General features: G+C 55.1%; 10 protein-coding genes. 6 read left to right on the top strand and 4 right to left on the bottom strand.

Going from position 1 to position 12,465, the window contains the following annotated elements; all coding sequences use genetic code 11:
• The first annotated feature begins 96 nt into the window (after window positions 1–96).
• Window positions 97–1,929 (top strand): hypothetical protein, encoded by a 1,833-nt coding sequence (locus AQS70_RS04880; protein WP_055101782.1) that lies wholly within the window; start codon window positions 97–99, stop codon window positions 1,927–1,929.
• 8 nt (window positions 1,930–1,937) lie between these two features.
• Here AQS70_RS04880 and AQS70_RS04885 read toward each other — a convergent pair whose 3' ends face one another.
• Both AQS70_RS04885 and AQS70_RS04890 read right to left on the bottom strand, forming a co-directional pair.
• Window positions 1,938–2,255, bottom strand: coding sequence for a PA4575 family protein (locus AQS70_RS04885; protein WP_055101783.1), 318 nt, complete (start codon window positions 2,253–2,255; stop codon window positions 1,938–1,940).
• Window positions 2,256–2,488: 233 nt separating this feature from the next.
• The gene (locus AQS70_RS04890) at window positions 2,489–4,927 is read right to left on the bottom strand and encodes a Lon protease family protein (protein ID WP_055101784.1); all 2,439 of its coding nucleotides are present in this window, start codon (window positions 4,925–4,927) and stop codon (window positions 2,489–2,491) included.
• Window positions 4,928–5,197: 270 nt separating this feature from the next.
• Here AQS70_RS04890 and AQS70_RS04895 point away from each other — a divergent pair, with 270 nt between their 5' ends.
• The 4 genes from AQS70_RS04895 (at window position 5,198) to AQS70_RS04910 (ending at window position 8,595) form a co-directional block, all read left to right on the top strand.
• Window positions 5,198–5,686, top strand: coding sequence for a DUF3015 domain-containing protein (locus AQS70_RS04895; RefSeq protein ID WP_055101785.1), 489 nt, complete (start codon window positions 5,198–5,200; stop codon window positions 5,684–5,686).
• A 78-nt stretch (window positions 5,687–5,764) separates the two neighbouring features.
• Window positions 5,765–7,618, top strand: a complete 1,854-nt coding sequence (locus tag AQS70_RS04900) for an Lnb N-terminal periplasmic domain-containing protein (protein ID WP_055101786.1) — start codon at window positions 5,765–5,767, stop codon at window positions 7,616–7,618.
• A gap of 15 nt (window positions 7,619–7,633) precedes the next feature.
• Window positions 7,634–7,927 carry a chorismate mutase gene (locus AQS70_RS04905; RefSeq protein ID WP_055101787.1) on the top strand — a complete coding sequence of 98 codons (294 nt, stop codon included), beginning with the start codon at window positions 7,634–7,636 and terminating at the stop codon, window positions 7,925–7,927.
• A gap of 161 nt (window positions 7,928–8,088) precedes the next feature.
• Window positions 8,089–8,595: a GreA/GreB family elongation factor gene (locus tag AQS70_RS04910; protein WP_055101788.1), complete on the top strand. Its 507-nt coding sequence runs from the start codon at window positions 8,089–8,091 to the stop codon at window positions 8,593–8,595.
• Here the strand turns inward: AQS70_RS04910 and gdhA are convergent.
• Window positions 8,580–9,917: an NADP-specific glutamate dehydrogenase gene (gene gdhA, locus AQS70_RS04915; RefSeq protein ID WP_055101789.1), complete on the bottom strand. Its 1,338-nt coding sequence runs from the start codon at window positions 9,915–9,917 to the stop codon at window positions 8,580–8,582. The genes AQS70_RS04910 and gdhA overlap by 16 nt on opposite strands.
• Between gdhA and AQS70_RS23560 the strand changes: the two genes are divergently transcribed.
• Window positions 9,897–10,232 carry a hypothetical protein gene (locus AQS70_RS23560; RefSeq protein ID WP_156355010.1) on the top strand — a complete coding sequence of 112 codons (336 nt, stop codon included), beginning with the start codon at window positions 9,897–9,899 and terminating at the stop codon, window positions 10,230–10,232. The genes gdhA and AQS70_RS23560 overlap by 21 nt on opposite strands.
• A 386-nt stretch (window positions 10,233–10,618) precedes the next feature.
• On the opposite strand, the gene ettA is transcribed toward AQS70_RS23560, so the two are convergent.
• Window positions 10,619–12,286: an energy-dependent translational throttle protein EttA gene (ettA, locus tag AQS70_RS04920; protein WP_055101790.1), complete on the bottom strand. Its 1,668-nt coding sequence runs from the start codon at window positions 12,284–12,286 to the stop codon at window positions 10,619–10,621.
• Between the last annotated feature and the right edge of the window lie 179 nt (window positions 12,287–12,465).

Below are 12,465 nucleotides of genomic sequence, written 5' to 3' on the forward strand. Positions count from 1 at the left end.
TCTCGAACAGAGATAAAGCTGTAGAAACAGCCTGTAAAAACATTTTCTGCTAGTGTCCAACCCTCTAGCATCGTTTGCGGACAGGAAGACTGAACCATGTATCTGCGATCCCCTTGGATCTGTCTCGGGCTTTCAACGGCTTTGCTCATGGCAGGCGGTTGCTCACCTGACGAAAAACACCCGCAGGCCAGCCTTAAAGAAAGGACCGCAGCGTTCGAAAAGAGCCTCGACAGCATTCAGGATCCGGCACTCAAAGACGCAGTGGCCGACCTCGGTGGCTCGTTATTACTGCTAGAGCGCGCGCGTATCAGGTTGCAAGACCGAGCGATCGAAACCGAATACGGCACCGACGAGCTCGCGCAGCTAAAGCACTACCCCAACAGCCAAGCCTTGAGCGACACCTACCTCAATGGCCTGTTTGTCGTGCGCAAGAACTCAAGCTCCGATTACTTGACCGACTTGGAGCCAGTCTTCCCGTTCTCCCAGAGCAATACGTCCTACTTCCCCTTCCCTCACGCGCTGGAATGGCAGTCGGTCACGTTGAGTAACAAACAGGTAGTGCCTTTTCAGGCCGAGTGGTCAGAAACCGATTCCGGGATCCAGCTCAGCCCTTCAAGCGCCAACTTGAGCAACCCAGACGATCTGACCATCACTTACCCGATTGTAGATGGCGTTCAAACCACCAACTCTCAACAGCCTCAACCTATCACGCTGCACGGCGAGGCTGAAGTGATCGCTCCCGGCAAAGTGGTCAACTTTACCCTGACCCGCAAAGACGTAGGCCGAACCCTGTCCGACGCAAATATCAGCGTTACCTTACTGTCACTGGGTAAAAACTTTGCCGAAGTCGACATCAACAACAGCGCACCGCTGGCTGAAGAAGTACGCGATACCGACCTCAACCCACTGATCATTCAAGCTCGCGATTCGACCGGGCAGTTTCTGTCACGTGCAGGTTCAATCGAAGAAAATACTGAGCAAGTAGCCTTCTACCAACAGCAACTGGCGCAGATGCTCAAGCAAACGGCCTGGAGCGACGCACTTAGTCAGAAACTGGACGACGAACAAAAAGCCTTCGATAGCAAACACCCCAACCATTACAGCAAGGTGTATTTCAACGGGGAGATTGAAAACGTCGATATCAGCGTTCTCGACTTCTCGACAGCCAACGTCACCCGTAAAACACTCGACCTGCCCGTGTGGCCGCTCGACAAAAACATCGTCGGTAAAGAGGTCACGCCCCTGCCGCTATCAGTCGTCGTGTATGACGATCAAGCCGCCAGCTATTTGAAAGACGCCACCTTGGCCCCTGAAAAGCTGAAGAAAAGCGTGGTTATCAGCCAATCAGTGGACGAAGCCAGTGCTGCCACTCTTGAGTTTAGTCACCCACCCACTTTCAATGACGAACTCGTGGGCGAACTCCCCGACTCAACTGTCTCTCCAGTCACCTTCTTTGCAGAGGATGTCAACGGCAAACGTGGCGAGCCTCTGGAGCTGCCCATTGAAGCCTTCGATACCAACCCAAAAACCGGCGTTATAACCTACGACCTCAACTTGTTCCCCGAAACCCCGACCTACGCCATCGGCTCAATGCCACTGTTTGTGGCCACTGTCGACAAACAAAGCCTGGACGTTGCCCGCCTGCCCAAAGGCCTTGAACTCAAAGGCAACGCATTGATCGTTGATCAAGCACTGTTCCCTGCCGACGCGTGGCGCTTTTATGCCAAAGACGACACGGGCAACTACCTCAAGGAAGTTCTTGCTGTCAGCCACAGTGCCAAGCTCTATGGCCCGACGCTATTTAACGTGCATTACTTTTACGGGCAGCCAACGCACCTAGAAAGCTATGCACGCACAGCATTGACGCCTGTCGAATACGGCTTTGAGGTCAAGCTAGACAAAGTCCCGGAAGTGGCACCACCGCACTGACAAATGGCCTAGTGCGAGGCGTGACAGCGCTGACCATTGATCTGACGCAACTGGGCCTGCACATGCAGGCACCAGATTTGCGGCGCATCAGCCAACCGATAGCCGTGCAACGTCAGGCTTTCAACAATGGCATCGAGAATGGTTTCAGCCACGAACGGGCCGGGGAAAGGGCCTTGGGACTTGATCGTCGTAGGCTGCTCGCCGGACAAGCCGGCCGCAAATAACAACGTCCACATCCCGTTATTACCTGCCAAGGGTCGAATACTGCATTCAATGCGCGTTTCCAAGCCCAAGCATTGACGGGTAAGGCAAAGGTTGCGCGACATGGCGGCGACCCTCGTAAGAAACCACAGGGGTAACATGCTCACCCTGAGCATAGAAGAAAACCCCGCCCCCGCTACGCCCTGCAGACCGATGGCCAAACCGGAGCTGCCGCAGGCTACGAGCTTATGATCCTTAACAGCAAAAGATCGCAGCCTTCGGCAGCTCCTACAAAAAGCTGAAACTAAGCGAAACGCAGCCCCGGAGCTGCCGCAGGCTGCGATCTTTTCTCTTTCTATCAAGCAGGCTTTTTAGCCTCCAGGGCTTGCGCCAACAGCTCTTTTTCCGCTTCTTTGAGGTCATCGTCGTTGATCATTTCTGCGATCACTCGCAAGCGCTCGACCACACGTGCATTGACGCTGCCTTCTGGAAATTGACCTTCTTCGTCCGGTTCACCGGCAGGCTCTCCTACCAGCAGGCTTAGTGCCTCATCCGCTTGGCGCACCGCGTATACGTGGAACATACCTTCGCGTACCGCCTTCAGCACTTTCTCATCCAGCATCAAGGTCGCGACGTTGGCCTGCGGGATGATCGCTCCCTGCTCTCCTGTCAGACCACGAGCCTCACAAAGCCGGAAAAAGCCTTCGATCTTCTCGTTAACACCGCCGACCGCCTGCACTTCACCGAACTGATTGATCGAGCCCGTGATGGCAAAGCACTGTTTCAACGGCGTTTTAGACAGTGCAGAAATCAACGTACACGCCTCACCCAGCGACGCACTGTCGCCATCGACGTAACCGTACGATTGCTCAAGCGCAATACTCGCCGAAATCGCCAGCGGAAATTCTTGGGCATAACGGCTACCCAGGTAGCCGGTCAGAATCATCACCCCTTTGGAGTGAATCGGCTGCCCCAGATTAACCTCACGTTCGATATCGACAATTCCGCTCCCGCCCGGATAAACCGTGGCGGAAATACGCGCTGGCACGCCAAACGCCGAATCACCGACTTCCAGTACGGTTAACCCATTGCACTTGCCGACCGCTGCACCGTCGGTGTCTATCAGAATGATCCCCGCCAACATGTCGTCCAAAATACGTGCCGAAACACGGCCAGTACGAGTCGCCTTGGCTTTGAGCGCACGTTCGATATGCCCCGCATCGGTCATCTCATCGTTAGCCAAATGGCGGATAAAGTCCGCCTCACTGACCAGTTGAAACAAGTCGCCGATACGCGCTGACAAACGTCCCTGATGCTCAGCCAGCCGCGCACTGTAAGTCGCCAAACGTGCCACCGCGTCTGCCGTCAGCGGCGCCATGCCCTCTTCCGAGGTGCGAGTGGTCAGCAACTGAGCAAACTGCTCAAGGCTCTCGTCGACCATGGGGATGTCTTCATCGAAGTCCACCAGTACCCGGAACATCTCTTGGAAGTCCGGATCCAGGTCTTGCAGCGTGTAGTACAACTGGCGAGCGCCAATGATGATGACCTTGACCTGCAAAGGAATCATTTGCGGGCTCAGGGTCACGGTGGCCATACGCCCCAAGTCACCCAGCGGCGACTCCATTTTCAGCTTGCGCGATTGCAACGCACGCTTCAGCGCATCCCAGACAAACGGCTCGCTGAGCATCTTCTCGGCTTCAAGAATCAAAAAGCCGCCATTGGCACGGTGCAAGGCGCCAGGACGCAGCTGCCGATAGGTGGTGTAAAGCGCCCCTTGATCAGTGCTGTATTCAATGCGGCCGAACAAATTGTCGTAAGTCGGATGCGGCTCAAACACCACAGGCGCGCCGCCGCTCATGGGCTGACCGACCACCAGGCTTGGCAGGTACTGCTCTTCAAGCAGCTTGCGCGCCTGCGCATCGGTCTTACTGTCATCGACCAGTTGCTCGACCACCGTTTTAAGCAGGTACACCTGTACCGCCTGCAAATACCCGCAAACTTCGCCGTTTTCGGCGTACTTCTGCGACAAAGGCGACAATAAAGGCTGCAAGGCTAGGGTGATGGTTTCTTCGTTCAACTGACGCAGTTGATTGTTGGACTCGCGCTTCCACTGCGGCAAGCTTGCCAATTCCTCGTTAAGGCGTTCCTCAAGCCCGGAAATATCTTCATGGAATCGCTCACGCTCCTCCTCAGGCAATTGTGAAAACTCGGCCTCATCCAGCGCCTTGCCTTCACTCATCGGAGTAAAAGCCACGTTACTGCTGTCGCGGTAAAGCGCTACACCCTTTTCCAGCGCCAAACGCTCGATCACATCCAGCGCACGGTCGTAACGCTGATTGAAACCACGGTCGATGGCGCTTTTGCGCTGCTGGTAAGTCGGATGCTCAAACACCGCCGGAAACGTCGCCAGCAGGTTGTCGATCAAGCCATTTATGTCAGCGATAAAAGCTCCAGCCGTGCTCGCAGGCAGCTCTAGAGCGCGAGGCTCACGTGGCTCGTCAAAATTATTGACGTACACCCAATCACTGGGTGACGTAAGGCGCTTGCCTTCAGCCTTGAGGTAGCGCTTCACAAACGAAAAACGCCCCGTACCCGGCTCGCCCATAACAAATACGTTGTAACCCGGACGTGGCATAGCCACACCAAACTGCAAGGCTTCGACCGCACGCTCCTGGCCGAGAATGCCGCGAAAAGGTTCTAAATCATTGGTGGTCGAGAAGCTGAACTGTTCAGCGGAGAACGGACGGGTTAGCGCGTCAGGCGCTAGACGCAAGCTGGCAGCAACAGAATCAGGCATCGGGCTTCCTTACATCGGGCAGGGCAGATGCCCGCATTCTGGCGCTGGCTGCACACCACTGGCAAGGCGCGCAACACGCGAATTCTCAAAGCCCAATGTTTACGGGTGAAAAATACCCTCATCCAACAATTGTTTTACAAAAAACCACGGAACCTGTTGATCGTGCCTAGACTCCTAAATGTTACGAGGCTGGATTAATAACCGGCCCGTTCTGGCGCTTCGGGGCCAGACACCCTTGTCCATAGGTTGCACACAAAGAGAACAATGATTATGAAACGGATTCTTCTTGGTACTCTCTTCACAGTTGTTTCCCTCAATGCAATGGCACAAGCACCGGGCGGCCCAAACTGCGGTTGGGGCAACATGTTGTTTGAAGGCCAGCGCGGAACACCGGCTCACTTCCTGGCCTCAACCACCAACGGCACCTCGGGTAATGCCACGTTCGGTATGACCTCCGGCACCAACGGCTGTACAACTAAAGACTCCCTGACTTACGGCGGCAAATCGTGGATTGCCATGAATGGCATGATGAACGAGCTGTCTGAAGACATGGCTAAAGGTAACGGTGAAGCACTGACCACCTATGCCGTGGTACTCGGCGTCGCCCCTGAAGACCGCGAGCATTTCGCTGCCGTCACTCACGAGCACTTCCAGCAAATCTTCAGCAAAGCTGACGTAACCGCTGAAGATGTGCACACCAACACACTGGCTGTTCTGAAAAGTGATGCACGCCTGTCCAAGTACGCGACTGCTGCGTAACCCATGAGACATGCCCGCTCCGCTCGGAGCGGGTATGCTTGCGTTTCATCTTTCTTCGTCTGACAACAGTTGCCCACCATGCTCAAACGCCTTGCCTATCTGGCGCTCTGTGCCTGCGCCCCGTTGTACGCCGCGCCCAATATTGATAATCAACGTGTTCAGCAGTTAGCCAACGATCCATTCTGGATCTCTTTGGGGCATTACGAAGCCCGCAAGCTAGGTGGCTGGCGAAGCTATGTCAGCGACGATAAGTTTTTTCTAGCCCCTGACGGTGCACAGCACCCCGACGCCGAACTGCGCGCCACCGTCCAGGCGCTGTACGCCCCAGCTAACTTGGGCGACAAACACCCGCAATGCGCGTACCCGGCCCGCACCCGCTGGCTTAAAGCCCAACTGAACCTGAACGATCTGCCCAAGGTTGAGTGCGCCGAGTTCACTCAATGGTTCACAGACGTTGCGCCGCACAGCACGGTGATGATCTTTCCGGCCGCGTACCTCAATAGCCCGTCATCAATGTTTGGCCACACCTTGTTGCGCATTGACCAGGCCGATGTACAGAGCAACAAAACCTCGTTGCTCAGCTATGCGATCAACTTTGGCGCCTATATTGAAGGTTCAGACAACAGCATTCTGTATGCTTGGAAAGGCTTGGCCGGTGGCTACCCCGGTTTATTCGCCTTGGTGCCCTACCAAGAAAAACTCTCGGAGTACCGCAGTCTTGAGAACCGTGACCTGTGGGAATACCGACTCAATCTAACTCCTGAAGAAACCCAGCGCATGGTCGAACATGTGTGGGAGTTGAAACAAATCCAGTTTGACTACTTTTTCTTCGATGAAAACTGCTCGTATCGCCTGCTTGAACTGCTGCAAGTGGCACGCCCCGGCTTACAATTGACCACCCAATTCCCGCTGACCGCGATCCCCACTGACACCGTGAAAGCGGTCAAAGAAGCTGGCTTGGTCGAGAGTATCGAATACCGCCCGTCTCGTGAACGTGAGTTGCTAGACCGCGCCAAAGTTCTAGACCCCGAAGAACAGCAATGGGTACTTCAAGTCAGTGCTGATCAAACCCAGTTGCAAAAACCAGCCTTCAAGGCACTGCCAAAAGAGCGTCAAGCCCTGATTATCGACGCGGCCTATCGCTTGGAACGCTACCGCGCCAATGGCTTAGAGCGCGATACCGGACGTTCGCAACGTAGCTTTGAACTGCTGCGTGCCATCAACCAAAACCCGGCGCCAACCTTGCAAATCGACACCCCCGAACTGCCAGAAAACGGCCACGAATCTCGTACTTGGCAACTGGGTGCCGGCAGCCGGGATGACAAAGCCTTTGCCGAATATGGCCTGCGCATGGCTTATCACGACTTGAACGACAACGCCCCGGGCTTCCCGCTGGGCGCACAAATTGAAATCTTGCAACTCAAGCTGCGCCAATACGAGGGCAATAAATGGCAGGTCCAACAACTGGACTTGGCCAACATCCGCTCCCTGACCCCGCGTAATGCACTGCTAAAACCGTGGTCATGGCAAGTAGGTGGCGGGCTTGAGCGAGTACTGGGTAAACATGGTAACGAGCGACTGGTGACCCACGTCAACGGCGGCGCAGGTGGCACTTGGCAGTTAGGCGACAACCTACTGGGCTTTGCATTAGGCACCGTGCGGGTCGAGCACAACAACGACTTTGCTGCATTTGTATCGCCCGCCGCAGGCTATAACACCGGCGTACTTTGGCGTAACCCGGTAGGCAACCTGAGCCTCGAAACCAAGGCGGATTACTTCACCAACGGAGAAGTCCGTCGTAGCCTGAGCCTGAACCAGCAATGGGAAATCTCGCGTAATCTGGGCCTGCGATTAACCGCTCAACGTGAGTTCAGCCATCTAAGTTCGCCGGTCAACGAAGTGATGCTCGAACTTAAGTGGTATCAGTACTGAATGGAGTTTTAAAACATGGCTGTTAACTGTGAGTCTCTTGAGCACGTACGCGAGCAAATCGACGGTCTAGACCGACAAATCATCAGCCTGTTAGCCGAGCGCGGTGTATACGTTTCACAAGCAGCGCGCTTCAAAAAAGACAGCAACGCGGTGCGGGCACCGCAGCGGGTTGAGCAAGTAATCAACAAAGTGAGAGGCTTGGCAGACGAACTGGGGGCAAACCCGGAGGTCGCCGAAGCGGTATACCGCGCAATGATAGCTGGGTTTATTCAACAAGAACTGGCTGAGCATTCGGCGCTTACCCGATAGTCCGAATCGACTGTATGGCTTTCCAGATAAGGCAGGCACACAGCACTTATGTTGCAGCGCCATCGAGCTTAGCCTTGCGGGCCGCCGCAACTGCTACCTGAGGAGTGAACCCTCATCCTTGCGAGGACTCCAACGCCTGTCGATCACTGGGGGTAACAACCATGAGCCGTGCGTTTGTAAACGAAGACAGTGCCGCTAATCAGGCCACTGCGACAATTGAGCGCCACGTTAGCGAACAACCCAATTACGTGACCGCGGCGGGCTTTGAGCAACTACACGCCAAAGTCAGTGAGTTGCAACGCCAGCACAGTGAAGAAGCCGCGCGCAAAGACTCCGCCGACCCGCAGCATTTGGCCGATATAGAGCGCGACTTGCGCTACTTCAATCAGCGCCTGCAAAGCGCGCACGTGGTAGCGCCCGCAACCTCAACGCAGAAGGTACAGATTGGAAGTTGGGTGACGTACGTCGATGAGCACAATACGCAAAAACGTGTGCAATTGGTGGGCGAGGATCAGGCCGATGCGGCGCAGGGCTTGATTAATTGGGGCTCACCACTGGGTCGCGCGCTGTTGGGGGCGCAACGGGGTGATGACGTGCTGTGGATCCGACCCGCAGGTGACCTGCAGATCGAGATCCTCAGCATTGAATCGGCTTACACCACGCCCTGAGCCAGCATGGCGTCAGCGACTTTGACGAAGCCTGCAATGTTGGCGCCTTTGACGTAGTTGATACGACCGTTTTCTTCGCCGTAGTGCACGCATGCATGGTGGATCGACTGCATGATGTTGTGCAATTTGTTGTCTACTTCACCCGCCGTCCATAACAGACGCATAGCATTTTGCGACATCTCAAGGCCGCTTACGGCCACACCGCCCGCGTTCGAAGCCTTGCCCGGCGCAAACAAAATGCCGGCGTCGATGAACAGATCAACCGCCTCAAGGGTGGTCGGCATGTTCGCCCCTTCAGCTACGCACACGCAGCCATTGCTCAGCAGCGTACGGGCCGCGTCAGCGTCCAGTTCGTTTTGGGTGGCGCATGGCAAGGCGATATCGCAAGCCAAGCCCCACGGGTGCTGATCGGCCAGAAACTCCAGACCAAATTGGCTGGCCAGTTCACTGATACGCCCACGCTTGACGTTTTTGAGCTCCATAAGCGCTTCCCACTGCGCCTCGTCCATACCCGCTTCGCAGTACAGCGTGCCTTCGGAGTCGGACAGCGAGATCACCTTACCGCCCAGGTCCATGACCTTGCGCGCCGCATACTGCGCCACGTTGCCTGAACCGGAGATGGCCACACGCTTGCCATCAATGCGCTGACCGCTGCGCTTGAGCATTTCTTGAGCAAAATACACGCAGCCAAAACCGGTGGCTTCCGGGCGAATCAGGCTGCCGCCGTAGCTCATGCCTTTACCGGTCAACACCGACGTGAACTGGTTGCTAAGGCGTTTGTACTGACCAAACATAAAGCCGATTTCGCGCGCACCTACGCCGATATCGCCAGCCGGTACGTCCACGTCCGAACCGATATGGCGATACAGCTCGCTCATAAAGGCTTGGCAGAAACGCATGACTTCGGCATCGCTCTTGCCCTTAGGGTTGAAGTCCGAACCGCCTTTACCACCGCCCATCGGCAACGAGGTCAGGGAGTTTTTGAAGGTCTGCTCAAACGCCAAGAACTTCAGAACCCCCAGATTCACCGAAGGATGGAAGCGCAGACCGCCCTTGTATGGGCCGATCGCGCTGTTCATCTGGATGCGGAAACCACGGTTAACGCGCACTTTACCTTCGTCGTCGACCCACGACACACGGAACACAATGGCGCGCTCAGGTTCACAGATGCGCTCAAGAATGCCCGAGGTTAAATAGTGCGGATTGGCTTCAAGAAACGGCCACAGACTGCGCAGGACTTCCTCTACAGCTTGATGGAATTCTGGCTGGTCAGGATCGCGTTTTTTCAGGCGGGCAAGGAAGTGGTCGACGGATTCGATCATAGAAAAGTCTCGGCAAATTTGTTGTCGTTAAACGGAGATTGGCCGGAACTCTATCAATTCATTGCGCACCGCAACAGCGCAAAATGTCGCAGTTATGAATTTAAATGGTGCTTTTATATAAATAGACCTGATTTTCAGGGGTTTTTGCGCACCAAAAAAGTGATTCTTGTGTCCACGCTTGCACCACCAACACATCCATTAACTGTAGCGAGCGATCTTTTAAACAATCAAAAGATCGCAGCCTGCGGCAGCTCCTACCAAAGCAGAAGCAGCGCCGCGTTAGGCCGCCATGACACAAAAAAATCACAAACATAACCTGTAGGAGCGAGCTTGCTCGCGATCTTTTAAACGATCAAAAGATCGCAGCCTACGGCAGCTCCTACCAAAGCAGAAGCAGCGCCGCGTTAGGCCGCCATGACACAAAAAAAATCACAAATATGACCTGTAGAAGCGAGCTTGCTCGCGATCTTTTAAACAATCAAAAGATCGCAGCCCACGGCAGCTCCAAAGCAGAAGCAGCGCCGCGCTAGGCCGCCATGACACAAAAAAAATCACAAACATAACCTGTAGGAGCGAGCTTGCTCGCGATCTTTTAAACAATCAAAAGACCGCGAGCCAAGCTCGCTCTCACAGAGGGAGTGGTGTTTGGCGAGCAAAAAAAAACGGAGCCACTGAGGGCTCCGTTTTTTGTAGCACCAGCCTTACTGGGCCAGTTTTTTGTGACGCACACGGTGCGGCTGGGTGGCCGCTTCGCCGAGGCGCTTCTTACGGTCAGCTTCGTACTCGGTATAGTTACCTTCAAAGAAGATCGCTTGCGAGTCATCTTCGTACGCCAAGATGTGAGTCGCGACGCGGTCAAGGAACCACCGATCGTGAGAGATCACAATGGCAGCGCCCGGGAAGTCCAGCAGCGCTTCTTCAAGGGAACGTAAAGTCTCAACGTCAAGGTCGTTGGACGGTTCGTCGAGTAGCAGTACGTTAGCGCCCTCTTTCAAGGTCAGAGCCAAGTGCAAGCGACCACGCTCACCACCGGACAAATCCTTAACGAACTTCTGTTGATCGCCGCCCTTGAAGTTAAAACGACCTACGTAGGTACGCGATGGGATCTCATAGTTACCAATGCGGATAACATCGGAACCGTCAGAAATGGCCTGGAATACAGTTTTGCTGCCATCCAGATCGTCACGGCTCTGATCAACACACGCCAACTGCACGGTTTCACCGACCTCGATGGTCCCCGAATCCGGCTGCTCTTTGCCCATCAACATGCGGAACAAGGTCGACTTACCGGCACCGTTACCGCCAATCACGCCCACAATGGCGCCTTTAGGCATGGCGAACGACAGGTTGTCGATCAGCACGCGATCGCCATAACCTTTGGACACGTTTTTGAACTCGATAACCTTGTCACCTAGGCGCGGACCGGCCGGGATGTAGATTTCGTTCGTTTCGCTACGCTTTTGGAACTCCTGCGATTGCAGTTCTTCGAAGCGTTGCAGACGCGCCTTGGACTTGGACTGACGCGCCTTGGCCCCTTTACGAACCCATTCCAGCTCGTCTTTCATGGCCTTTTCATGGGCCGACTGCTGTTTGGATTCCTGGGCCAGACGGTCGGACTTGGCCTCAAGCCAACCCGAGTAGTTGCCCTCGTAAGGAATTCCGGCGCCGCGGTCGAGTTCCAGAATCCAGCCAGCAACGTTATCCAAGAAGTAACGGTCGTGCGTAATCGCCACCACGGTCCCTGGGAAATCGTGCAGGAAGTGCTCCAGCCAGGCCACCGAGTCGGCGTCCAAGTGGTTGGTGGGTTCGTCGAGCAGCAGCATGTCGGGAGCCGACAGCAGCAGGCGGCACAAAGCCACACGACGTTTTTCACCACCCGACAGGTGTTCGATTTTGGCATCCCATGCAGGCAGGCGCAGGGCATCGGCTGCAACTTCGAGCTGGCGCTCAAGGTTGTGGCCGTCAGAAGCTTGCAAGATGGCTTCGAGCTTGGCTTGTTCTGCGGCCAGCTTGTCGAAGTCAGCATCAGGGTCGGCGTATTCAGCGTAAACCTGATCCAGACGCGCTTGCGCATCCTTGATCACGCTCACGGCTTCTTCGACCACTTCACGAACGGTTTTGCTTGGGTCCAGTTGCGGCTCTTGTGGCAAGTAGCCAACATTGAGCTCTGGCATTGGACGGGCTTCACCGTCGAACTCGGTGTCGACGCCAGCCATGATTTTCAACAGAGTAGATTTACCCGAACCGTTCAGGCCGAGCACGCCAATTTTGGCGCCTGGGAAGAACGACAAGGAGATGTTTTTCAGGATTTCCCGCTTCGGCGGAACAACCTTACTCAGCCGATGCATGGTGAAAACGTATTGAGCCATGGATAACCTAGCGTCAGTGACTGATGAATAAGGCGCGAGCGTTGCCCGGATCAGGCCATAGCACAAAGACAGAAATTGACCGAATCAATGCCTGCTCGCAGAAAAAGCCTGAGTGTAGGGGCTAAAATGCCCTCGCGTAACCGGCAAAGCTACCTGAATGCGCGTAACAGGGCAAACCA

The sequence above is a fragment of the Pseudomonas endophytica genome, assembly GCF_001411475.1.
Lineage (GTDB): Bacteria > Pseudomonadota > Gammaproteobacteria > Pseudomonadales > Pseudomonadaceae > Aquipseudomonas > Aquipseudomonas endophytica.